Source organism: Microbacterium sp. SLBN-154, from assembly GCF_006715565.1.
Classification (GTDB): domain Bacteria; phylum Actinomycetota; class Actinomycetes; order Actinomycetales; family Microbacteriaceae; genus Microbacterium.
Map to the genome: position 1 here is coordinate 320,699 of NZ_VFNL01000001.1, position 24,188 is coordinate 344,886.

Genomic DNA, 24,188 nt, shown 5'->3' on the forward strand with positions numbered 1-24,188 from the left:
GACCCCCGCGACGCGACCCGTCAAGAAACGTCGCCCGCTCGCATCCCGAGCCGCACAATCTGACGGGTCGCGAGGAGCGCGCGGCGCGGCGCGAGGCGCGCGGTCAGGCGCCGACGTAGGTGCGCAGATGCTGCGCGGTGAGCGTGTCGGCCGTCGCCACGAGGTCGCCCGGTGTGCCCTCGAAGACGATGCGCCCACCGTCGTGGCCTGCTCCCGGTCCGAGGTCGATGATCCAGTCGGCGTGCGCCATCACCGCCTGGTGGTGCTCGATGACGATGACGCTGTTGCCGGCGTCGACGAGCCGGTCGAGCAGGCGCAGCAGATTGTCGACGTCGGCGAGGTGAAGCCCCGTCGTGGGTTCGTCGAGAACGTAGATCGCGCCCTTCTTCGCCATCGAGATCGCCAGCTTCAGCCGCTGCCGCTCCCCGCCCGACAGCGTATTGAGCGCCTGCCCGAGGGTGATGTACCCCAGCCCGACGTCGATGAGCCGCGCGAGCGTGGTGTGCGCCGGTCCGGTGGGGAAGAACTCCGCCGCCTCGGCCGCCGACATCGCCAGCACCTCGGCGATGTTCTTGCCGTTCAGGAGGTATTCGCGCACCTCGGCGCTGAAGCCCGTTCCCTCGCACACCTCGCAGAGCGTCTCGACGCTCTGCGTGTAGCCGAGGGTGGTGATGATGACGCCGAGCCCCTTGCAGACCGGGCAGGCGCCCGCCGAGTTCGCGCTGAACAGCGACGCCTTGACGCCGTTGGCCTTCGCGAACGCGGTGCGCACCGTGTCGAGGATGCCGGTGTAGGTCGCCGGACTCGAACGGCGCGAACCCTTGATCGGCGACTGGTCGACGACGACGACGTCGTCGAAAGACGGCACGTTCCCGTGGATGAGCGAAGACTTCCCCGACCCCGCCACACCCGTGACGACGGTGAGGATGCCCAGCGGGATGTCCACGTCGACCCCGGTGAGGTTGTGCTGCCGCGCTCCGCGGATCTCGAGGGCTCCGCGCCCGCTGCGGGGCGCCGCCTTGAGCGTTGCGCGATGGTCGAGATGCCGGCCGGTGAGGGTCTGCGAGGCGCGGAGCCCCGCGACATCACCGGTGTACTGGATCTCGCCACCCGCGCGGCCCGCACCGGGTCCGAGGTCGACGATGTGGTCGGCGATCTGGATGACCTCGGGCTTGTGCTCGACGACCAGCACGGTGTTGCCCTTGTCTCGCAGGCGCTGCAGCAGGTCGTTCATGCGCTGGATGTCGTGCGGGTGAAGGCCCGCCGTCGGCTCGTCGAAGACGTAGGTGATGTCGGTGAGCGATGACCCGAGGTGACGCACCATCTTGGTGCGCTGCGCCTCGCCCCCCGACAGCGTGCCCGACGACCGGTCGAGCGAGAGATAGCCGAGACCCACCTCGACGAAGGTCGCGGTGAGGTGCTTCAGACCCGACATCAGCGGCCCGACCTCGCGATCGTCGACGGTGTCGAGCCAGGCGGCCAGGTCGGAGATCTGCATCGCGGCGGCATCGGCGATCGAGATGCCGTCGATGAGGGATGCCCGCGCCGCCTCGTTCAGGCGCGAGCCGCCGCACTCGGGGCACGCGGTGAACATCACGGCACGGTCGACGAAGGCCCGCACGTGGGGCTGCAGCGCGTCGCGGTCCTTCTGGAGGAACGACTTCGTGACCTTGGGGACGAGTCCCTCGTAGGTCATGTTGATGCCGGTGACCTTGATCTTCGTCGGCTCCTTGTACAGCAGGGCGTCGAGCTCGTCGTCGGAGTAATCGCGGATCTTCTTGTCGGGGTCGACGAAGCCCGACTCGGTGAAGATGCGCACCATCCACCCGTCGACGCTGTACCCCGGGATGGTCAGCGCGCCTTCGGCGAGCGACTTGTCGCGGTCGAAGAGCTGCTCGAGGTTGATGTCGCTCACCTCGCCGAGACCCTCGCAGCGCGGGCACCAGCCCTGCGGCAGGTTGAAGCTGTAGTGGAAGCTCGCACCCGCGCTCGGCTCCCCTCGCCGGCTGAAGAGGATGCGCAGCATGGCCTGCGCGTCGGTCGCGGTGCCGACCGTCGATCGCGAGTTCGCGCCCATGCGCTCCTGATCGACGACGATCGAGGCGCTGACATTCTCGAGCGCGTCGACCTCGGGGCGGCTGAGCTGCTCCATGAACTGCTGCACGAAGGTCGGATAGGTCTCGTTGATGAGGCGCTGCGACTCGTTCGCGATCGTGCCGAACACCAGCGACGACTTCCCCGATCCGCTGACGCCGGTGAAGACGGTGAGCCGACGCTTGGGAATGTCGACGGTGACGTTCTTCAGGTTGTTCTCGCGGGCGCCGACGACACGGATGAGCCCGTGCGAATCGGCGATGTGAGCGGATGCAGCGGTCATGCGTTTCCCGTCTGTCGAGGCGCCTAGACGATACAGCGTGCCAGCGACTGCGGACAGGGGGTGTCCGCAGTGGTCACTCGCGCGGGTCCGCCGCGCGCCAGCATCCCTCGAGGTGGTCGTCGACCATGCCGGAGGACTGCATCAGCGCGTACATCGTCGTCGAGCCGACGAAGCGGAAGCCGCGCTTCTTCAGGTCGCGGCTGAGCGCATCGGACTCGCGGGTCGTCGCCGGCACATCGGCGAACGTGCGGGGGCGCGGCCGGTCCGCGGCATCCGGAGCGTACGCCCACATCAGGGCGTCGAGCGCACCGTCGGGCATCTCGGCGACGATCCGGGCGTTGCCGATCGTGGCGAGGATCTTCGCGCGGTTGCGGACGATGCCCGCGTCGGCCATCAGCCGCTCGACGTCGTCGTCTCCGAAGGCCGCGATGACGACGGGGTCGAATCCGGAGAAGGCGTGACGGAACGCCGGGCGCTTGCGGAGGATCGTGATCCACGACAGTCCCGCTTGGAACCCTTCGAGGCTCATCTTCTCGAAGAGCGGCCGGTCGCCGTGCAGCGGCCGGCCCCACTCCTCGTCGTGGTAGCGCCGATACTCGGAGTCGTCGCCGACCCACGCGCAGCGGTCGCGCCCGTCGGGCCCGGTGACCACACTCATGGGGTCAGTATGCCCGGGCCCGCCGACACCGGGCGCGCGCTACTTCTTCTGCAGCGTCTTGCCCTTCTGCAGCGACTTCTCCGAGATCGGCTCGTTGCCCGCGGCAACGCGCGCACGGTAGTACTCGCGAGCCTCCTCCTGGCGCACGCGCTCCTCGCCCGACGCGATGGGGGCGCGCACATGCTCGGGCGCGAAACCGTAGGCGTCGACGAGGTCCTGGGCGTGGGGCCGCAGCCGCGCGCAGAGCCGGTCGATGTAGCGCGACACCGCAGCGGCGCGCTGCGTGGAGAGGCGCCCGTTGATGAGGTACCACGCGAGGTGCTTCTCGATGAGGTGCAGACCGAACAGGTCGCGCAGCCACGTCAGCACCTGGCGGGTGCCGGGATCGGCCACCGCCTTTACCCCGTCGGAGAAGGCCTCCCACTGCAGCAGCTCGCCGTGAGCGCGGGCCGCTTCGATCAGCTCGGCCTGGTGGCTGTTGAACAGCGCCGCCGCCTCGGCCTTGTCGAGCTTGGAGGCGGGGCGGAGCGCCCCGGCGAGGTCGGCGACCATCTGCTCGACCCGCCCCGAGAGGATCTCGTGCTGCTGCTCGGCGCGAAGCCCCAGCTCCACCGAGCGCGCCGTCGACCCGAAGTCGGCGACGGCCTGCCCGAGCTGGCGGAGGCCCGCGCCGTGGAAGACCTTGCCCGCCGTCTGAGCCGCCGCGAACCGTGCGAGCGCAGCGGCATCCTTGCCCTTGAACTGCTTGGCGTAGTCCGACAGCAGCCGCTTGCCGACGAGCTGCAGGAGCACGTTGTTGTCGCCCTCGAACGTGACGTAGACGTCGAGGTCGTGGCGGAGCCCCGTCATCCTGTTCTCGGCCAGGAACCCCTGGCCGCCGCACGCCTCACGGCTCTCCTGGATGGTGTCCAGCGCATTCCACGTCGACAGCGCCTTGAGCGCAGCCGCGAGGGTCTCGAGGTCCTCGCGCTCCTCGGAGGTGTCGGCGCGGCCCGAGAAGACCCCGTCGAACTTGCGCAGCAGCTCGTCGTGAGCGAAGAACTGCGCGTAGTTCTGGGCGAGGAGGGGCAGCAGGCGCCGCTGGTGCTTGCCGTAGTCGAGCAGCGTGACCTCGTCGGTGCCGGCGCCGGAGTCGAACTGGCGGCGCTGGTTGCCGTAGGTGGTGGCGATGTAGAGAGCCAGAGCGGATGCCGTCGTGGCGGCCCCGTCGAGAGAGACGCGTCCCTGCACGAGGGCGCCGAGCATCGTGAAGAAGCGGCGTCCGGGGCTGTCGATCGGGCTCGAGTACGAGCCGTCGGGCGCGACGTCGCCGTAGCGGTTGAGGAGGTTCTCGCGCGGGACGCGCACCTGGTCGAAGTGCAGGCGGCCGTTGTCGATGCCGTTCAGGCCGCCCTTGGGGCCGTCGTCCTCGCCGCCGATGCCGGGGAGGAATCTCCCCTCGTCGTCGCGGATCGGCACGAAGAAGCAGTGCACGCCGTAGTTGACGCCGCCGGTGATCAGCTGCGCGAACACCGTCGCGGCCTTGCCGTGCAGGGCGGCGTTGCCGAGGTAGTCCTTCCACGCCGCGCGGAACGGCGTGTGGATCACGAACTCCTCGGTGTCGGGGTCGTAGGTCGCGGTGGTGCCGATGGCGGCGACGTCGGAACCGTGCCCGGTCTCGGTCATCGCGAACGCTCCGGGCAGCTCCATCGAGATGACGGGGCGCAGCCACTTGTCCCAGTGCTGCTTGGTGCCCAGCTGATAGATCGCCGAGGCGAAGAGCCCCCACTGCACGCCCGACTTGATCTGGAGGCTCGGGTCGGCGAGCACGAGCTCCTCGAAACCGGCGAGGTTCGCGCCGTTGTCGTCGGCGCCGCCGTACTCGGCGGGGAACGCGCGGCGCCCGCCGCCGTTGTCGGCGAGGAGGTGCAGCTGCGTCAGGGTGCGCTCGCGGTGCTCGGCGACCGTCAGGTCGTTGACCTGCCAGAACGCGGAGTCCTTGATCAGCTCGCGCGCCTCACGGCGGGTGTCGGCCCAGGTGCCGAGCAGCAGGTTCGTGACGGCATCGATGTCGATGCGGGCCTCGGATGCCTCGGCCGCCGTGTGGGCAGCGGTCGGCGCTCCGCCGGCGGGCGTGCGGGAGTCGGATGCGGGGGTTTCAGGACGAACGGCGGCGTCGGCCATTTCTCACCTCTCCAGAAGGAGTCGAAGGAAGTCACCTAAACCGTAGGTGTCCCACAACGCGCTTCCAAGTGCGTTGTGCATTCAGCACAAGCAGGCGCGGCGATGTCGCCGGGGCCGATTGTGCCCAAGCGACATCCGGACCCGCAGCGGCCCCGCGGGGAGGTCAGAAGAGCCCGACAATCCGCCCGTCGTCGGTGACGTCGATCGTGTTCGCCGCGGGCACCGCCGGCAGGCCGGGCATCGTCATGATGTCGCCGCAGATCATCACGACGAACCGGGCCCCGGCGGCCAGGCGCACCTCGCGGATGTCGACGACGTGCCCGGTCGGTGCACCGCGGAGCCGCGGGTCGGTCGAGAACGAGTACTGCGTCTTGGCCACACACACGGGATACCCGCCGTACCCCTCCTCCTGCAGGCGTCGGATCTGTGTGCGCACGGCGCTGGAAGCGGTGACATCGGATGCTCCGTAGATGCGTGTGGCGATGGCGCGCATCTTGTCCCACAGGGTCGCGTCATCGGGATAGGTGAGCGCCGGCTCCGCCGGCTCTTCGCAGAGGCGCACGACCTCGCGGGCGAGATCCTCGGCTCCCCTCCCGCCTTCGGCGAAGTGACGGGCGACCACGGCGGTGACTCCGGCAGCCGCCGCCTCCTCCTGCAGCGCCGCGACCTCGGCATCGGTGTCCTCCGCCCGGTGGTTGATCGCCACGACCACGGGAAGGCCGAGCACACCGTGCACGATCTCGATGTGGCGCCGGAGGTTGACCGCGCCGCGGCGGAGCGCCGCGACATCCTCCGTCGCCAGGTCCGCCACCTCGACGCCGCCGTGGTACTTCATCGCCCGCACGGTGGCGACGATGACGGCGGCGGAGGGACGCAGCCCCGTGGAGCGGCAGAGGATGTCGACGAACTTCTCGGCGCCGAGGTCGGATCCGAATCCGGCCTCGGTGACGACGTAGTCGGCCAGGTGCAGCGCCGTGTCGGTGGCGAGGTACGAGTTGCAGCCGTGCGCGATGTTCGCGAACGGACCACCGTGGACGAACGCCGGGGTGTGCTCGAGCGTCTGGACGAGGTTGGGCGCCAGCGCATCCCGCAGCAGCGCCGCCATGGCTCCGTGCGCGTCGAGGTCACGGGCGCGCACCGGCTGCCGCTCGCGCGTGTGACCGATGACGATCTCGCCCAGCCGCGCCTTCAGGTCGGCGAGGTCGGTGGCGAGGCAGAAGATGGCCATCACCTCGCTCGCCACGACGATGTCGAACCCGCTCTCACGCGGATAGCCGTTCCCCGGGCCGCCCAGGCCCGCGACCACGTCGCGCAGGGCGCGGTCGTTGACATCGAGCACCCGCCGCCACGTGACCCGGCGGACGTCGATGCCGAGGGCGTTGCCGTGATGGATGTGGTTGTCGATGAGGGCTGCGAGGAGGTTCGTCGCCACACCGATCGCGGCGAAGTCGCCGGTGAAGTGCAGGTTGATGTCCTCCATCGGCACCACCTGCGCATACCCGCCGCCGGCCGCGCCGCCCTTCATCCCGAACACCGGACCGAGCGCCGGCTCGCGCAGGCAGATCGCGGCACGCGCCCCCACCCGGTTCAGCGCGTCGCCGAGGCCGACCGTCGTCGTGGTCTTCCCCTCGCCCGCCGGCGTCGGGGAGACGGCGGTCACCAGGACGAGGTGGCCGCGCGGGCGATCCCGGATGCTGCGGGCGAACGACAACGCCACTTTCGCCTTGTGCCGACCGTAGGGTTCGAGGGCCTCGGCGGGGATGCCGAGCTTGTCGGCGATCACGCCGATGGGCTCGAGCTGCGCCGCCTGGGCGATGTCGATGTTGCTCATTGCTGGGTCAGACCTCCCGGGCCTCATCGCCCGATGTCTCCACGGGCGCTGTCGCCCGTCGTCTCGTGGGCACCGTCGCCCCACGTTGCGGGGCGCCGCCCGGTGTCGGGGGCGCCATCGCCCCTGACAGGAGCCTAGAGGACGCGTGTTCAGCCGGCCCGGACCACATCGAGGACGGCCTCGCCGTACGCCTCGCGCTTCTTCGCACCGATCCCGGGGATGCCTTCGAGGTCGGCGGCGCTCTCGGGGCGGCGCTCGGCGAGCGCGCGCAGGGTCGCGTCGCCGAACACGATGTACGCGGGCACACCCTGCTCGCGTGCGACGCCCGCACGCCACGCCCGCAACGCCTCGAACAGCGGCCTGTCACCGGCATCCAGCGTCTCGCTCGCCGCGGCTTTGCGGACGCGGCCAACGCCGCCCGACCGACCCAGCACGTCGCGCCGGAGCGGCACCTCGCTTGCTCCGCGCAGCACGTCGGGCGCCGCCTCACCGAGTGCGAGGGTGCCGTACTCGCCGCGGGCCACGAGGATGCCGCGGGCGAGCAGCTGCCGGATGACGCTGCGCCAGTCCTGATCGGTCAGGTCGGCGCCGATGCCGAAGGTGGCCAGCTGATCGTGTCGTTGCTGACGCACCCGCTCGGTGCTGTTGCCGCGAAGGATGTCGATGAGCTGGCCGGCGCCGAATGACTGATTCCGCTCGCGCTGGAGCCGCACGATCGTGGAGAGGAGCTTCTGCGCGGCCACCGTGCCCTCCCATGTCTCGGGAGGCTCGAGGCAGGTGTCGCAGTTGCCGCAGGGATCGGAGGGCTGACCGAAGTAGGCGAGGAGGTTCTGTCGGCGGCATCCGACGGTCTCGCACAGCGCGAGCATCGCGTCGAGATGCTGGCCGAGCCGCGTCTTGAACAGCCGGTCACCCGGGGAGGCGTCGATCAGGCGCCGCTGCTGGACCACATCTCCCAGTCCGTAGGCCATCCACGCGATGCTCGGCTCGCCGTCGCGGCCGGCGCGCCCAGTCTCCTGGTAGTACCCCTCGACCGACTTCGGCAGGTCGATGTGCGCGACGAAGCGCACGTCGGGCTTGTCGATCCCCATCCCGAACGCGATGGTGGCCACCATCACCACACCGTCCTCGCGCAGGAAGCGGGCTTGGTGGGCGGCGCGCATCTCTGCCGGAAGCCCGGCGTGGTACGGCAGCGCATCGATCCCCTGGGCTCGGAGGTGATCGGCGGTCTGCTCGACGGTCTTGCGGCTGAGGGCGTAGACGATCCCGGCCGAGCCCTCGGGCTGGGCGCGGATGAACGAGACCAGCTGCTTGCGCGGCTCGACCTTCGGCTCGATGCGGTACTGGATGTTGGGGCGGTCGAAGCTCGCGACGAAGTGGCGGGCGTCGGGCAGGCGGAGCCGCTCGGTGAGCTCGCGATGGGTCTCGCGGGTGGCGGTGGCGGTCAGGGCCAGCCGCGGAACGCCCGGGAACCGCTCGGCGAGATCGCCGAGGGCGAGGTAGTCGGGCCGGAAGTCGTGTCCCCACTGCGACACGCAGTGGGCCTCGTCGACGGCGATCACGCTCAGCCGGCCGCGCTGGAGGAGCGCGGTGGTCGCAGCATGGGAGAGTCGCTCGGGCGCGACGTAGAGGAGGTCGATCTCGCCGGCGAGGTACGCGCGCTCGGTGGCGGCGCGCTCGGGCTGCGACTGCGTCGAATTGAGGTACGCCGCACGCACGCCGTTGGCGACGAGCGCGTCGACCTGGTCGTGCATGAGGGCGATGAGGGGAGAGATCACCAGGCCCGTGCCCGGTCGCACGAGGGCGGGCACCTGATAGGTCACGCTCTTGCCGGCGCCGGTCGGCATCAGCACCACCGCGTCACCGCCGGCGATGACGTGCTCGACCACCGCGGCCTGATCGCCGCGGAACGTGTCGTAGCCGTAGACCTCCTTCAGTACCGCCCGCGGGTCAGCGCCGGTGAAGTCGCGACGCGCGACGCTCGGCGCTGCGGCCGGCGTTCTCGGGACGTCCGCCGGGGGCAGCCAGGCGTCCTCCGGTGGATACCACTCGTCGTCATCGGGCGGGATGTCGAAGGCGGGCGCTTCGTCGAGGGGGTATCGGTTCACGTGCGCCACGGCGGCCATGCTACGCGGTGGCGCCGACACCGGCTTCCCTCTGTCAACACCACCGCTCGGCGAGGGCGGTGACGACGGTGTGCGTGCGGTTGGTCGCGATGCCCAGCATCTTCGTCGCGGCGAGCGGGTCGACCTGGCCCGCCTCGTAGCCGTCGCCGAGCAGGGCGTGGGCCGCGCGCCCGCGGACCACCATCCGCCCCTTGTCGCTGGAGGTCGCCTCGACGGCCGCCGCCTGAGGAGGTGTCGGGCTGCTCTTGAGCAGGTAGACGTAGTGGCGCGCGAGCCCCGGGTGCGCGGCGGAGAGCTCCGCGACATCCCCCGCCACGCGGCGGAACTCGTCCTGCGAGAACACGATCGTCGGAACCTCGAAGCCCCGATCGGCGGCGAAAGCGGCCTCGAGCGCCGACGCGATGCGGGCCTGCGAACGCATCATCGTGGTGAACCGGACGTTGCCGGTGTTGATGTACGTCTCCACGCCGGTGAAGCCCCGGCTCTCCACGACGCGGCGGATGTCATCCTTCGGGAACACCCGCTTCGCGCCGAGGTTGACGGCGCGAAGGAAGGCGAGATAGGTCGGCACGTTCTCGTTCTACCCGATGTCACCCTCCCGGTCACCGGTTCAGGTGGCGCGATCGGTGGCTTACGGAGAGCGAAGTCGAAGAAGTGCGCCACCTCGATGCGGGGTTCGCCCCAGACGATGGACGATGTCTGATGCACCCTCTATCCTCGAACACATATACGCATATACGATCGAAGGAGTGGGAACTCATGTTCGAAGAGACACCGCTGGCCATTTCCGCCTGGCTCGACCAGGAAGACGCGCACGTGGCCGACATGATCCGCCGCCACGGCGTGCACATCACCTACGTCGGAGGGGCCTGCGGAGCGCCCGGCTGCTCCTGCGAGGGCAGCGGAGAGGGGCCGTCTTTCGCATACACGACCGGCCTGTTCGGTATCGGGCATCCGGAACTCGCCATCGTCAACGTGAAGCCGGGGACGGCTCAGGCGGTGCTCAACGACGTCGCCGGCCGAGTCCGCACGGGAGAAGGACTCATCCCCGGGATGCTGCTGACGTTCGGCGATCGGTGGGCACACAGGGTGATCGTCGAAACCATCCCCAATCCCGCCGAGATCGCCTTCACCGCCAACCGCCACTACCAGCGTCCCGACGTCGCGTCCGTCCCGCTGTTTCAACTGACCTACGACGATCTCGGCGGCCGGTTCCCCTGGGAGGACGGGTACAGGAACACCGCCGAGATGCAGCCGCGGCCAGGCAAGTGGAGCGCGTGAGGGTCGTGTGAGGTCAGAGGCGCAGGACCTCGGTGACCCGAACGATCGCGGTGCCTTCGGCCACGGATGCCTCGAGGTCGACCTCGGCGCGGATACGCCAGTCATGGTGGCCGGCTGGATCGTCGATCGTCTGCTCGACGATCCAGAGACCGTCGGCGGCGGTCTCGTCGATCTCGACGAGAGACGACGATCGAGCGGATCCCCCGGTGAGGATCTCGTCGTGCTCGTCGAAGTAGTCATCGAGCGCCGTGGGCCAATCCACGTCGGGGTCGAGCGCGACGAGATCGTCGTCGCGCTGCAGGGCGGCGAGCTGCACGCGACGGAAGAGCTCGTTGCGTACGAGGACGACGAAGGCACGCCGATTGGTGAGGATCGACGGGGGCGCCGGCGGAACGACCGGAGCGTCGGGGTCGGCGGCCGGGTTGATCAGCGCCTCCCACTCGTCGACGAGGCTCGAGTCCACCTGACGTACCAGCTCGCCGAGCCAGGCGACGAGATCGAGGAGATCCGGCGTCTGGGCTTCGGCCGGAACGGTCTGCCGGATCGCCCGATAGGCGTCGCTGAGGTAGCGGAGGACGAGGCCTTCGCTGCGGCCGAGCTGGTAGAAGGAGACGAACTCGGCGAAGGACAGCGCTCGTTCGAACATGTCGCGAACGATCGATTTCGGCGACAGGGCGAAATCGCGGACCCATGGCTGGCTCGAAGCGAACACCTCGAAGGTCTGCTCAAGCAGCTCAGCGAGCGGCTTGGGGTACGTGATCTCCTCGAGCGCGGCCATCCTGTCGTCGTACTCCACGCCCTCCCGCTTCATCGCCGCCACGGCCTCGCCGCGAGCGCGGAACTCCTGCTGCGACAGGATCGGCCGCGGATCGTCCAGGGTCGCCTCGATCACGCTGACGACATCGAGGGCGTAGTGGCCGCTCCCCGCGGTGCTGGACACCTCGTCACGGTCGGCGGCGGTGGCATCCCCACCGGGCGTCCGACCCCGCTCGACGCGGGGATCGAGCACCTCGATCGCCGCAAGCGCGAAGGGGGACAGCGGCTGGTTCAGCGCGAAGTTCGGCTGCAGGTCGACCGTGAGGCGGATCGCGCCGCCGGGCCGCTCCACCACGACGATCCCGGCGACGACGAGGGTGCGGAAGATGGCCAGCGCTCGACGGGCGAGCGCGAGTTGACGAGGGCGCGGCTCGTGGTTGTCGAAGACGAGGCTGCGCACATGCGCGAAGACGTCACCGCCTCGGGCGATGACGTTGATGAGCATCGCCGCGGTCAGCTGCAGGTGCGGGACGAGCGGCTCGGGTTCGGCGGCGACGAGCCGCTCGAACGACGCCTCTCCCCAGTTGACGAACCCTTGCGGAGCCTTCTTGCGAACGACCTTCCTCTGCTTCTTGGGATCGGACCCGGCCTTGGCGATGGCCGCTGCGTTCTCGATCTCATGCTCGGGCGCCATCACGAGCACGGTGCCGGCGGTGTCGAATCCGGCGCGACCTGCCCGACCCGCGATCTGGTGGAATTCACGGGCGGTGAGGTGCCGCATCCGCTGCCCGTCGTACTTGGTCAGAGCCGTCAGCACCACCGTGCGGATCGGCACGTTGATGCCGACGCCGAGCGTGTCGGTGCCGCAGATGACCCGCAGCAGCCCGCGCTGAGCGAGGGTCTCGACCAGTCGTCGGTATCGCGGCAGCATCCCGGCGTGGTGCACACCGATGCCCGCACGGACCAGGCGGGAGAGAGTTTTGCCGAACCCGGTCGTGAACCGGAACCCGCCGATCGCCTCGGCGATCTCGTCGCGACGCTCCCGGGAGACGATCCGGACGCTCGACAGCGCCTGAGCGCGCTCCATCGCCGCCGCCTGCGAGAAGTGCACGATGTAGATCGGCGCCTTCTGATCCGACAACAGCTCTTCGACGATCTCGTGCGCCGCCGAGCGCGAGTAGGCGTAGTCGAGGGGAACCGGCCGGTCGACCCCGGTGATCTCGGCCACCTCGCGTCCGGTGCGTCGGCGAAGGTCGGCGGAGATGTCGGAGGTGTCGCCGAGGGTGGCCGACATGAGGACGAACTGGGCGCGTGGCAGCAGCAGCAGAGGCACCTGCCACGCCCAGCCCCGATCGGGATCGCCGTAGTAGTGGAACTCATCCATCACGACCTGGTCCACCGCGGCATCCGAACCCTGCCGCAGGGCGAGGTTGGCGAGGATCTCCGCCGTGCAGCACACGATCGGGGCGTCGGGATTCACCGAGGAGTCGCCGGTCACCATGCCGACCTTCTCGGCGCCGAAGATGTCCACCAGCGCGAAGAACTTCTCGCTCACCAGGGCCTTGATCGGAGCGGTGTAATAGGTCCGGCCACCGCGGGCGAGCGCGATCGCGTGGGCGGCGACAGCGACGAGTGACTTCCCTGTGCCCGTCGGCGTGGACAGGATCACGTGGGCACCCGACACCAGCTCGATCGCCGCCTCCTCCTGGGCGGGGTAGAGGGCCAGCCCGCGATCGGCCGCCCACGAGGCGAACCCTTCGTATGCCGCATCCGGGTCTGCACCGGGCGGGACGGCGTCGAGCAGCGAGAGGGGCATCCAGCGAGTCTGCCTGATACGCGCGCCGCGTGGCGCCTCGCGGCGCGGCGTCGTCCTCGCGGAATGCCCACGACGCGGCATAGGTTGAGAGGCACAACGGAAGGACACCCGTGGGCAACGAGACCGACACCGACAGCATCAGCGTCACCCGCAACGACGAGGCCGGCCGCTACGAGATCCACGTCGGCGACGCGCTCGGCGGGTTCTCGCAGTACATCACCGACTCCCGTGGTCGCGAGCTGTTCATCCACACCGAGATCGACGAGGCCTTCGCCGGGCGCGGTCTGGGCGGCACCCTGGTCGGACAGGCGATGGCGGATGTCGCGGCGCGCGGTGTCACGGTGGTGCCCCGCTGCCCGTTCGTCGCCCGCTGGCTCGGCAAGCACGAGGTTTCCGACCTTCAGGTCGACTGGCCGGAACCCCGACCATGACACGCCTCGACGCATCGGCGCCGGGGACGGCCGGCGGTCTCGATGCCTCCGCCGAGCTGTCGGCGGCAGTGGAGTGCGACGGGCCCAGGGCCCTGCTGCTCGAGGCGCGCGAGGTGCCGCTCGGCGGCGTGCGAGGAATGGAGGTCCACCGGGCACTCCCCCAGCGCGACCTGCCTCTCGTCGGGGCGTGGTGCTTCCTGGATCGGTTCGGACCTCAGGAGACCACGATGCGGGTCGAGCCCCACCCGCACATCGGACTGCAGACGGTGACGTGGCCGCTCGTCGGCGAGGTGCGCCACCGCGACTCCGTCGGAAGCGACGTCGTGGTCCGCCGCGGCGCGTTGAACCTCATGACGAGCGGCGAGGGGATCTCGCACTCGGAGTACTCCCTCGGCGACGGTCCGTCGGCGCTGGACGCCCTTCAGCTGTGGGTCGCGCTTCCCGAGTCACGCCGGCACGGCGCCCCCGACTTCGAGCGGCACGAGGCGCTGCCGACCCTTCGACTGGAAGCCACGACGGGCGCCGACGGCGAAGCGACCGTCGTGATGGGGAGCCTCGGCGGGGTGGCATCACCGGCGAGCGCCTTCACCCCGATCGTCGGCGCCGAGATCCGCATTCCCGCCGGGTCGCGGGTCCGGGTGCCCCTGCGCCCGGAATGGGAGCACGCCGTCCTCGGTCTCACGGGGGAGGTCGATGTGTTCGACGGCGTCGACGAGTCCGACGGCCGCCCCGCGGCATCCGTCGACGACCGCCACCTGCTCTATCTCGGAACCCGCCGGAGCGACGTAGAACTGTCGAGCACGGAGGACGCCACCGTCTTCCTCCTCGGAGGCGAGCCGTTCGAGGACGAGATCGTCATGTGGTGGAACTTCGTCGGCCGCTCGCACGAGGAGATCGTGGCGGCGCGCGAGGCCTGGCAGGCACGCGGTGACCGCTTCGGTCGGGTGATCGATCACGGCGACGAGTGGATCCCCGCTCCGCCGCTGCCGGCCGTGCGCCTGACACGCCGACGCCGTCGGGTCTGAGCCCCGCGCTGCGGTAGCTGCGCTCCGCCCGCCCGACCGCAGCAAGTGCGATAACGCTGGACCCCGGTGTGCCCGGTCCCGTGGTCCGGGTGTCACAGATGGCCCCCGGAACGGTCACCCACGACCACTTCCGCCACCCCGTTCCCGGCCCCCCTCGCACCCGCGACCCGGGTGTCACAAATGGTCCCCCCACGCCGCCCGAAACGACCATTGCCGCCACTCCGATCGCAGCCTGGGCATCGAGATGTCACAGATGGTCGCCCCACGACGCCCGAAACGACAATCTCCGCCACCCCGATCGCCGCCGCGGCATCGAGGTGTCACAGATGGTCCCCGGTACGGCCACCCACGACCACTTCCGCCACCCCGTTCCCGGCCCCCTCGCACCCGCGACCCGGGTGTCACAAATGGTCCCCCCACGCCGCCCGAAACGACCATTCGCGCCACTCCGATCGCGGCCGGGGCATCGGGCGTGTCACAGATGGTCGCCCCGCGCCGCCCGAAGCGACCATCTCCGCCACCCCGATCGCCGCCGGGGCATCCAGGTGTCACAGATGGTCCCCGGTACGGCCACCCACGACCACTTCTGCCACCCCGTTCCCGGCCCCCTCGCGCCCGCGACCCGGGTGTCACAAATGGTCGCCCCGCGCCGCCCGAAGCGACCATTCGCGCCACCCCGACCGCAGCAGGGGCACCGAAGTGTCACAGGTGATCCTCGGCGCCCACAAGCCACCACCCCGTCGGGCCGCCTCGCCTGGCGGCGGCGCATCGAGGTGTCACAAATGGTCGCCACCCACGTCACCGAGCGACCACCCCATCCGAATACGCCAGCGGCGCCCGAGCCGAAGCCCGGACGCCGCTGGCGTTCTCAGCGCCGTTGTTCTCAGCGCCGTCGCACTCCGCGTCAGCGGAGCACGAGGAACCCGGAGAGCCCCGTCGAGGTCTCGACCGTGTTGCTGCCGCCGTACTGCGCGACCACGACGTGCACGCCGCGGTTCTGCTTCGGGAGCGGGAAGGCGACCTGACCGTTCACCAGGGTGCCGGTGTACTTCTTCGCATCCACGAAGAGGGTCACCTCACCCTCGGGCACGACGCCGTTCCGGGCCGAGACCGTCACGGTGGCGACGAACTCCTGCGAGCTCGATCCGACGTAGCGGTTGAGGCTCACCCGCGTGTCGGAGGCCACCTTGACGAACACCTCGGCGCTCGTCGCGGTGCCGGGGTTGATGTTCCCCTCGGCCGTGGCGGTGACGCGCACCGACAGGGCGGCGCCCTGGTCGTCGCGGGTCACGCGGTACCGGTCGGAGGTCGCCCCCTCGATCGGCTCGCCGTTGCGCAGCCACTGGTAGGCGACCGTCACCTCGGCCGGGTCCCACGTGCCGGGGTCGGCGGTGAGGGTGCGTCCGATCTTCGGGGTTCCGCTGATCGAGGGAGCCTCGACCGCGACCGGAGCCGCGGCCCCGGGATCGACCTCGACGACCGTCCGCACCGCCGAGTCGCCGTAGCCGACGACACCGAGGTAGCGCGTCCCGGGCTCCAGCCCCGACCACGAGACCGTGTAGGTCGCGGGCACACCCTGCTGCACCGGCAGCGGGTTGGGCGTCGCGGTGAACGAACCCGCGCCACCCGGGGTGACGACCGCCGAGGTGAGGTCCCACCTCAGCGGCTGCGTGATCGAGTACATGTTCGCGATGACGAGGTACGTCCCCGCCTCCGGGTCGTCCAGGCTCACCTGCTCATCGGCCGACGCCGTCGCCGACGTCCACGACTCGTAGTAGCGGAGGTCATCCGGGGCGACCACGCGGTACACGAACAGGTCGAGGTCGCTGCCCTCGTCATCCGACGAGTCCAGCTTCCACTGTGCGAGCGTGGCACCCTCGGCCACGTCGACGATCCACGCGACGTCGCCGTTCTCGTCACCGGAGTTCTCGTTGCCGGTGTGACCCTCGACCGGGTTCGCCGGGTCGGTGAGCAGGCTCACCGGCGCGAGGCCCGAGAGGTTCAGCGCGAGGTCGCCGGTCACGCCGGGCGTGATGGTCACGTCGGTGCTGCCGGTGATCCCCTCGCCCGACGCGGTCGCCGGAGCATCCGCCGTCACAGGCTGCACCGCGAGCGGCGAGCGCGCGGTGGTGCCGTCGCCGCCGGTCCAGGTGAGGAAGCCCGTCGCCCACTGCTCGACCGGGGCCGAGGCGTTGGAGATCGTCACCGAGAACGACTGGCTCTCGCCTGCCGCCCCGAAGGTGAGCGTCGACGGCTCGACCGAGACGTTGACTCCCGGGATCGACGCGTCCACGGTGTACGTGCCGGGGCGCGTCGCGGTGAGGGTGCGGGTCACGGTCTGCTCGCTGGAGAGCGTTCCGATCGCGATCGACGCGAGGTTCAGGTCGCTGCCGTCGATGGGCTCGACGCCCTCGAAGTCGAAGTTCCCCACGCCCTCGACGAACGCCGCCCAGTCGGCCGGACCGTTGAGGTACAGCAGGCCCGGGTCGAGGAAGCGTCGCGCGTCGACCTGGCCGGCGCCCTGTGCGAACGGATCGGTGTTGGCCGAGCCGTCGGCGTTCACGGTGTCGTAGGCGGTGGTCATCATCGCCGACTTCACCTCGTCGGGCGTGGCCAGCGGGTTCTCGCTGAGGTAGAGCGCCCCGAGACCGGCGATGTGCGGCGCCGCCATCGAGGTGCCCGAGAGCACGCCGTAGGCGGGTTTGCCGTCGGCGTCGTTCTGCACGGCCGCGAGGATCGCCACACCGGGTGCGGCGATGTCGGGCTTGAGCACATCACTGCCGTCGGCGAGCATCGGGCCGCGGCTCGAGAAGCCCGCGACCTGGGGCACCGGCGTCTCGTTGCCGGTGATGTTGCCGCCGATGAGCGTCGCCGTGGGGTCGACGGTGTTCTGGACGTAGTCCAGCAGCGCAGGGCGCACGGCGGCGTCCAGGTGCACGGTCGGCACCGAGTGGAAGTCGTTGTCGAGCGACCCGGGGGTGACGTTGACGAGGATCATCCCGGTTCCGCCCGCGGCGGCGACCTCCTGCGACTTCTCCACGCGCGCGTTCACACCGCGGTCGCAGACGACGATCTTGCCCGCGGCCTGCGCGGGGTCGACGGTGTCGAGGAAGCACAGCGCGGCATCGGCGGCGTTCGCGCCCGCAGCGGGGATGTCGCCGGCGTACACGACCGGACCGGTGACCTCCTCGCCCTCCTGCACGGTGACCGAGGCACCGGCTTCGAGGTAGCCGTTCGGCAGCTGGACGCTGCCCTCCCAGGTAGGGATCGTCGAGGCCGCGACCGTGGCGTACCAGGGCGAGGCGTGGTCGGCGGTCGAGGCGCCGGGGCCGCTGTTGCCGGCGCTGACCGACACGAAGACACCCGCGATGGCCGCGTTGAAGAACGAGATGTCGTCCGGCTGCCAGGTGGAGGATGCGGCGCCGCCGCCGATCGAGTAGTTGATGACGTCGACGCCGTCGGCCACCGCGGTGTCGATCGCGTCGAGCAGGTCGCTCAGCGCGCAGATGTCGTCGTCGGTCACGAGGGGATCGGGTCCTGCCCAGCAGGCCTTGTACGCCGAGACCTTCGCGGCGGGGGCCACACCCGAGATCGCGCCGAGGTCGATGCCCTCGATCGACGCGGCCACCTGGTCGTTGCCCGCGGCGGTGCCGGCGGTGTGCGAGCCGTGGCCGTCGTTGTCACGCGGCGAGACGTACTCGGCCTCGAACGTGAACCCGGCGGCGGCGGCGCCGTCGCCGAAGTAGCGCGCACCGATGAGCTTGGTGGAGTACGCCGACTCGTCCCACGCATCGCCGGTCACGCGCTCCGCGCGGAACTGCGTGCCGTCGGCCTTGTCGAACACGACCTCGTTGCCCTCGAGGTACGGCTCGCCCGTGCCCGGCGTCGTGCCGAGCGGGTCGCCGGCGAACGAGGGGTTCTCGGGCGCGATACCGGTGTCGATGACACCGACGACGACGCCCTCACCCGCAGCATCCACACCGCCGACCTGCTCCCACACGCCGCCGGCGCCCTCGAGGCCGAGGAACTCGGTGGAGGGGACGGCGTCGGGGTGACGGATCTCATCGGGGTAGACGCCGATGACGCCGTCGGTCCCGGCGACCTTCGCGGCCTGTTCGGGCGACATCTTCGCGCTGAAGCCGTTGAGGGTCAGCTGGTAGGTGGCCGCAGGGTCGATGCCGGTCTCGGCCGCGACATCCTGCTGCCGTTCGGCGAGGAAGGTGGAGTACTCCTCGACGGCCTGCGACTGGGTGTCGAGCTTCTCGCCCTCGCCGGGCTTGGTGGGCGCGAGGCCCGCCTCGCCGCCTTCGTACGTCGCGACGGGCTCTTCCTCGAGCAGGACGATGTACGAACCGGTGGGGGAATCGATGGGAGTGGGGGGTGTCACCTCCTCCACGGGTGTCGCGGCATAGGCGCCGGTTGCTGCGGACCCGGTGAACAGGGCGGCGAGTGTGACGACCGCGGCTGCTCTCACGGAGGATCGACCCATAGAAGGCTCCCAACGAGGATGGTGTAGAGCGAGGCGTGCGCGGCATCATCGGCGCGCACGTCGGGCTAACGTAACTCACAGGCGAAACTCAGAGAACGTATTCCAGATGAGAACTCGATGAGATCCGCCCTACGCTGGAGAGGTGGCCCGAACCGCGCCCCTGACGACCCGCGTTCTGTTGACGTGCGCGGCGATCGGCGTGGCGACGGGCGTGCTGCAGGCAGGAGCGGGAGCCCTCAGCGGCGTGATCGTCGCGACCTGGCCGATCCTCTACGGCCTCGTCCTCGGCATCCATGTCCTTCCCGGGGTGATCGCGCAGGAGCTGCTGCGCCAGCCCTGGGTCGCCCTGCTGACGCATCTCATCGCGGCGCTTGTGGCGAGCGCGGTCGTGCCGGTGTGGATCGGTCGCTACATCGGGACGGCGATCCTCATCGGCCTGCTCCAGGAGGGGGTGGCTGCCCTCACCCGATACCGTCGATGGGAACCGTGGCGGTTCTTCGTCTCGGCCGTCGTCGTGGGCGTCGTGATCGGCGCGGCGATCTGGTTCGCCGCCGATGTGACGCAGTTCCGCGAGTGGCAGCAGATCGTCTACGTCGCCCTCTTCGTCGCCGGTCCGATCGCCTGGACCGCGGTCGGGCTCGGCATCGGTCGGGCGCTGCGCCGGGCAGGTGTGCGTCCGCGGATTCCTCAGCCCCCGAGCTCGGCGGGGTGAGTCAACCGCCACCACTGCGTGGGCGGCTCGATGTCGCCCTCGATGACGACGTCGACCGTCTCGGTCCGCGGCCCGGCGGTCCAGGTGATCGAGCCGATAACCTCGCCGTCGGTGTAGGTCTCGGGCGTGCGGATGTCGGAGGTCACCGCGATCGGGGTGTCCGACCAGGTGCGGATGTCGGCTGCCGACGCCGTCACCACGCGCGCCGCCCCACCCCACGGGGCCGTGACGTCTCCGAGTGTCTGACCGGCGGTCACCAGCGGCACGTCGTGGAAGCCCTCCTGGATGCTGCCGAGCAGCCGCAGCACGTCGCCGTTGACCGCGTCGCGGGATTCGCCCCCAAGCATCACGCCGACGACCGCGAGGGGCGTGCCCACGCCGACGTCGAGCCGTGAGGTGTAGAGGAATGCGAACGTGCCGGGGCCGAGGTTGCCGGTCTTGAGCCCGCTGATGCCGGCCGTGCCGAGCAGGCCGTTGGTGTTGTTGACGATGCCGGCGCTGCCGATCGTCGCCGATGGGGTGTCGACGATCCCCGCGATGTCGGGATGCGCCGCGGCGATGCGCCCGAGCGCGATGAGGTCTGCGGGAGTGCTGGTGTTGCGCGGGCTGATGCCGGTCGGGTCGACCACGGTGGTCTGGGCGAGGCCATGGCCGTCGAGCCAGGCGCGGGCCGCCGCGACGAAGCCGGCCCGTGACCCGAAGGCCCACGTCGAGACCGCGTCGGCGTAGTTGCTGGCCGACGGGATGAGCATCGTCGCGAGCGCGCCGCGGAGCGACATCGAACTGCCCGCCGGCATCGGCGCGATCGTGACGTTCTGCACGTAGTAGGCGTCGTAGAGGTCCTCGTCGGCGTCGTCGAACCACAGGGTCGGACCCTGGTCCTCCGGGCTCGCGAGAGGGTGGGCGTCGAGCACGACGAGCGCGGTGACGAGCTTGGTGATGCTCGCCATCGCCGCCGGCTCCTGTGGACCGGAGGTCGTCCAAATGCCCGCCGCCTCCGCGCCGAGGTAGGCGTCGGCGCCGGCGACGCTGATCGCCGACGACCCCTGGGCGGGGAGCGAGAGCGTCGCGGGGGCGGTGATGGGGGCGGCCGGTTCGGTGTACGTCGCCTCGGGGGCGGGAAGCGGGGCGGTCAGCGCCCAGGTGACGTAGGCCGATGGCGCGCCGATCACCAGGGCGAGGACCACCGCGATGACCGTCCAGCCGATCCAGCGGCGCCTCCGCCGTCGCCGGGGATCGATATCGTCACCTCTCACGGGCGCCCCCGGGGCGTCGCGCATGAGGGCGTCGAAGTCGGCGAAACCGCCCCGCTCGTCCAGCTCCGTCGTCACCGCTCCCCCTCCGGCCCCTCATGCTTACCTCGTCGCGCGGGAAAGCGCGAGGCCCGAGCCGGAGTCGAGTGGTGTCGCGTCCCGAACTCCTGCAGATTCGGCGCGCACCGCCCCGATCCGGGGAGGCTGGCCGCGCGGCGCGCGAAACGGCAGGAGTTCGGGACACGGCGAGGCGGCGCCGGCGCCGTGCGGCTGGGCTCGACGTCGAGAGACCGCCCGGCCGAGGGAGGTTAGGGCAGGCTAAGTTGGGGGTACCGAGCCATCGAGGACCCATGCCCGCCCATCCCCGCGACCACGCCGCCCCGCGCACGGCTCGGGACGACGCTCCGCGGCTTCTCCGCGCACGGCAGGTCGCGATCACGCACGAGGGGGCACAGGCCGCAACCCCTGCCTCCGCGACCCTCGACGTCGCACCGGGTGAGGTAGTGCTGCTTCTCGGGCCCAGCGGTTCGGGCAAGTCGACGCTCACCCTGGCGCTGAACGGTCTCATCCCGCAGGCGATCCCCGCCGCGGTCGTCGGCGACCTCGAGGTCGCCGGCCTCGACGTCGGCGCCACCCCCGTGGCGACCCTGAGCACGCGGGTGGGGATGGTCTTCCAGGACCCCGACGCCCAGCTCGTCACCGGCACGCTCCTCGACGAGGTCGCCTTCGGCCCCGAGAACCTGCGGCTCCCGGTCGGCGAGGTGCTCGGGCGCGCCGAAGCGGCGCTCCGCCGGGTGGGGCTCTGGGAACGGCGCCGCGAGAACCCCGACCGGCTCTCCGGTGGCGGCCGGCAGCGCCTGGCGATCGCCTGCGCCCTCGCGCTCGGGTCGCCGCTCCTCGTCCTCGACGAGCCGACCGCGAACCTCGACCCGCGCGGCATCGAGGAGGTCTATGCCGCGCTCGCCGACATCGTCGCCGCGGGCGATCGCGCGATCCTTCTCGTCGAGCACGATCTCGACGCCGCGGTCGGCCTCGTCGACCGGGTCGTCGTCCTCGATGCCGACGGGCAGCTGTTCGCGGACGGTTCGACCGACGACGTGCTGCGCGCCCGCGCCGAAGAGCTCCACGCGATGGGCGTGTGGCTCCCGGTGTCGACCCTCGCCGCGCTGCGGCTGCGCTCCGCGGGGTACCTCCTCGATCGGCTTCCCCTGACGCCCGCCGAACTCACCGACGCCCTCGACGCCGCACCCTCCCCCCTTCCCGCCTCCTCCCCCCTCCCCACCTCCTCCCCCCTCCCTACCGCCTCCCCCCTCCCCACCTCCTCCCCCCTCCCCACCTCCTCCCCCCTCCCTACCGCCTCCCCCCTCCCCACCTCCTCCCCCCTCCCCACCTCCTCCCCCCTCTCGACCTCCTCCCCCCTTCCCGCCTCCTCCCCCCGTCAGACGCGGGCGATCGGTCCAAACGCGGACGATTCGGGGCGAAACGTCCGCGTCTCGGCCGAATCTCCTCGCCTCGACCGCGCGCTCCGCACAGCCGGCGCGCTCCGCGCGCGCGCCACGGAAGCACCCGCAGCCGCCCCCGCCGTCACAGTGCGCGAACTGACCATCCGACGCGGAGGCAGCGAGATCCTCCACGGCGTCGACCTCGACATCGCCACGGGCGAGTTCATCGCGATCGTCGGCGCCAACGGCGCCGGCAAGACCACGCTCCTGCAGGCGATCGCGGGCGTCATCCGTCCCCCGAAGGGCAGCGTCACCGTGGGGGGGACGGATGTCGCACGCGCCGACATCCGCACCCTCGCGCGCCGGGTGGGCTTCGTCTTCCAGAACCCCGAGCACCAGTTCATCACCCACACCGTGTTCGACGAGGTCGCCCATGGGCTGCGCCTTCAGCGACTCCCCGACGACGAGATCCGTGCGCGGACGGCCGAGATCCTCGCGCGCTTCGGCCTGTCCGACAAAGCCGCCACCCACCCGTTCCTCCTCTCGGGCGGCCAGAAGCGCCGCCTGTCGGTCGGCACCGCGCTCGTGACGGGTGCGCCGGTGCTCGCCCTCGACGAGCCGACGTTCGGGCAGGACCGCGCCCGGGCCGACGAGCTCCTCGCTCTCCTGGGCGACCTGAACGCCTCCGGCACCACGGTCCTCGTCGTCTCGCATGACATGCAGCTCGTCGCCGAGCACGCCCACCGGGTCGTGGTGGTCGACGACGGACGCATCCGCGCCGAAGGCGCGCCGGCCGACATCCTCTCCGACCTCGCGCTGCTCGAGTCCACGGGCCTGGCCGCGCCACCGCTCGCCCGAGCGATGACGGCGCTCAAGCGGCATCCGTCCCTCCGCCGGGTCACCCGCCTGGCCGACCTTCCCGGCGGTGCGCCGTGACGGTCACCGGCCCGGTCACCGCGGCGCAGGCGACCCGCGGCCGGTTCGACCCGTACGCCGAGCGAGTCGAGGCGTCACCGCTGCGCTTCCTGTACGGCATCAATCCGCTCGCCACGCTGATCGCGCCAGCGCCGGCCATGCTGGGGCTGGTGTTCGTCAGGGATGCCGCCACCCCGGCCGCCTTCCTGGCGCTGGCGTACGCGGTGCTGCTCGTGGGGGTGCGCTTCACGCCGCGTCTCGTCGGCTTCCTCCTCGCCATCCCCGCCTTCGCCGCGGTGCTGGCGCTCAGCTTCGCCCTCTGGACCGACCCCGAGCGCGTCGACCAGAGCGTCACGGTCTGGTCGATCGGCGACTGGACCCTCTACGGCGGCGCCCTCGAGGTGGGGGCGGCCACCGGCATCCGGATCGCCGCCATCGTCTCGCTCGCCCTCATCGCCGGACTGTCGGTCACCGGCCCCGACCTCGTCCGCGCGATGGTGCAGCAGCTGCGGGTGCCGTACCGCATCGGGTACACCGCGCTGGCGGCGTTCCGGTTCGTACCCCGGTTCGGCTACGAACTCGAGGTGATCCGCCAGGCGCACCGGGTGCGCGGCGCGCACGGCGGGCGGGGGCCGTTCGCCGCGGCCCGCCGGTGGATCGGGTACATCGTGCCGCTCCTGGCCGGCGCGATCCGGCACGCCGAGCGGGTGGCGCTCGCGATGGACTCCCGCGCCTTCGGCGCCTACCCCGACCGCACCGAGCGGCACCTCGTGCCGTGGCGGGCGCGCGACACGGTCTTCACGCTGGCGTTCTGGATCGTCAGCGCGGCACTCTTCGCCCTGCCGTTGCCCCGCTGACGCGCCCGCCGCCGCCGCGCCGCGGAGGGCGCCCGAAGTTCGAAAACCCCGGATGC

15 protein-coding genes are annotated in these 24,188 nt (G+C 70.8%); 6 read left to right on the forward strand and 9 right to left on the reverse strand.

All coding sequences use genetic code 11. The features are described from left to right. Nucleotides 1–103 precede the first annotated feature (103 nt). The 6 genes from FBY40_RS01645 to FBY40_RS01670 form a co-directional block, all read right to left on the reverse strand. On the reverse strand, nt 104–2,377 hold the full coding sequence (locus FBY40_RS01645) for an ATP-binding cassette domain-containing protein (RefSeq protein ID WP_141935900.1): 2,274 nt from the start codon (nt 2,375–2,377) through the stop codon (nt 104–106). Between the two features lie 73 nt (nt 2,378–2,450). Then, the gene (locus FBY40_RS01650; RefSeq protein WP_141935902.1) at nt 2,451–3,035 is read right to left on the reverse strand and encodes a DNA-3-methyladenine glycosylase I; all 585 of its coding nucleotides are present in this window, start codon (nt 3,033–3,035) and stop codon (nt 2,451–2,453) included. Between the two features lie 39 nt (nt 3,036–3,074). Next, a complete protein-coding gene (locus tag FBY40_RS01655) occupies nt 3,075–5,198 on the reverse strand; it encodes an acyl-CoA dehydrogenase family protein (RefSeq protein WP_141935904.1) in 2,124 nt (707 codons plus the stop codon). Nucleotides 5,199–5,361: 163 nt separating this feature from the next. Next, on the reverse strand, nt 5,362–7,029 hold the full coding sequence (locus FBY40_RS01660; protein WP_141935907.1) for a formate--tetrahydrofolate ligase: 1,668 nt from the start codon (nt 7,027–7,029) through the stop codon (nt 5,362–5,364). Between the two features lie 149 nt (nt 7,030–7,178). Further along, nucleotides 7,179–9,155, reverse strand: coding sequence for a DNA helicase RecQ (recQ, locus tag FBY40_RS01665; protein WP_141935909.1), 1,977 nt, complete (start codon nt 9,153–9,155; stop codon nt 7,179–7,181). 34 nt (nt 9,156–9,189) lie between these two features. Further along, a complete protein-coding gene (locus FBY40_RS01670) occupies nt 9,190–9,726 on the reverse strand; it encodes a DUF1697 domain-containing protein (protein ID WP_141935911.1) in 537 nt (178 codons plus the stop codon). Between the two features lie 188 nt (nt 9,727–9,914). Here FBY40_RS01670 and FBY40_RS01675 point away from each other — a divergent pair, with 188 nt between their 5' ends. Next, nucleotides 9,915–10,436 carry a DUF4262 domain-containing protein gene (locus tag FBY40_RS01675; protein ID WP_141935913.1) on the forward strand — a complete coding sequence of 174 codons (522 nt, stop codon included), beginning with the start codon at nt 9,915–9,917 and terminating at the stop codon, nt 10,434–10,436. Between the two features lie 13 nt (nt 10,437–10,449). On the opposite strand, the gene FBY40_RS01680 is transcribed toward FBY40_RS01675, so the two are convergent. Then, complete coding sequence (locus FBY40_RS01680; protein ID WP_141935914.1) at nt 10,450–13,008, reverse strand: DEAD/DEAH box helicase; 2,559 nt, start codon at nt 13,006–13,008, stop codon at nt 10,450–10,452. 110 nt (nt 13,009–13,118) lie between these two features. Between FBY40_RS01680 and FBY40_RS01685 the strand changes: the two genes are divergently transcribed. Both FBY40_RS01685 and FBY40_RS01690 read left to right on the forward strand, forming a co-directional pair. Then, nucleotides 13,119–13,439 carry a GNAT family N-acetyltransferase gene (locus FBY40_RS01685; RefSeq protein WP_141935916.1) on the forward strand — a complete coding sequence of 107 codons (321 nt, stop codon included), beginning with the start codon at nt 13,119–13,121 and terminating at the stop codon, nt 13,437–13,439. Continuing rightward, complete coding sequence (locus FBY40_RS01690; RefSeq protein ID WP_141935919.1) at nt 13,436–14,464, forward strand: pirin family protein; 1,029 nt, start codon at nt 13,436–13,438, stop codon at nt 14,462–14,464. The genes FBY40_RS01685 and FBY40_RS01690 overlap by 4 nt, the downstream gene beginning before the upstream one ends. Nucleotides 14,465–15,368: 904 nt before the next feature. On the opposite strand, the gene FBY40_RS01695 is transcribed toward FBY40_RS01690, so the two are convergent. Beyond that, a complete protein-coding gene (locus FBY40_RS01695; protein ID WP_141935921.1) occupies nt 15,369–18,953 on the reverse strand; it encodes a S8 family serine peptidase in 3,585 nt (1,194 codons plus the stop codon). A 142-nt stretch (nt 18,954–19,095) separates the two neighbouring features. Between FBY40_RS01695 and FBY40_RS01700 the strand changes: the two genes are divergently transcribed. Next, the gene (locus FBY40_RS01700; RefSeq protein ID WP_141935923.1) at nt 19,096–19,665 is read left to right on the forward strand and encodes an ECF transporter S component; all 570 of its coding nucleotides are present in this window, start codon (nt 19,096–19,098) and stop codon (nt 19,663–19,665) included. Here FBY40_RS01700 and FBY40_RS01705 read toward each other — a convergent pair. After that, complete coding sequence (locus tag FBY40_RS01705) at nt 19,641–20,996, reverse strand: D-alanyl-D-alanine carboxypeptidase family protein (RefSeq protein ID WP_235014433.1); 1,356 nt, start codon at nt 20,994–20,996, stop codon at nt 19,641–19,643. The two genes, FBY40_RS01700 and FBY40_RS01705, sit on opposite strands and share 25 nt — an antisense overlap. A gap of 272 nt (nt 20,997–21,268) precedes the next feature. Here FBY40_RS01705 and FBY40_RS17485 point away from each other — a divergent pair, with 272 nt between their 5' ends. Beyond that, nucleotides 21,269–23,296: an ABC transporter ATP-binding protein gene (locus tag FBY40_RS17485; RefSeq protein ID WP_141935925.1), complete on the forward strand. Its 2,028-nt coding sequence runs from the start codon at nt 21,269–21,271 to the stop codon at nt 23,294–23,296. Then, nucleotides 23,293–24,132 (forward strand): energy-coupling factor transporter transmembrane component T, encoded by an 840-nt coding sequence (locus FBY40_RS01715; RefSeq protein WP_141935927.1) that lies wholly within the window; start codon nt 23,293–23,295, stop codon nt 24,130–24,132. Before FBY40_RS17485 ends, FBY40_RS01715 begins: the two co-directional genes overlap by 4 nt. Nucleotides 24,133–24,188 lie beyond the last annotated feature (56 nt).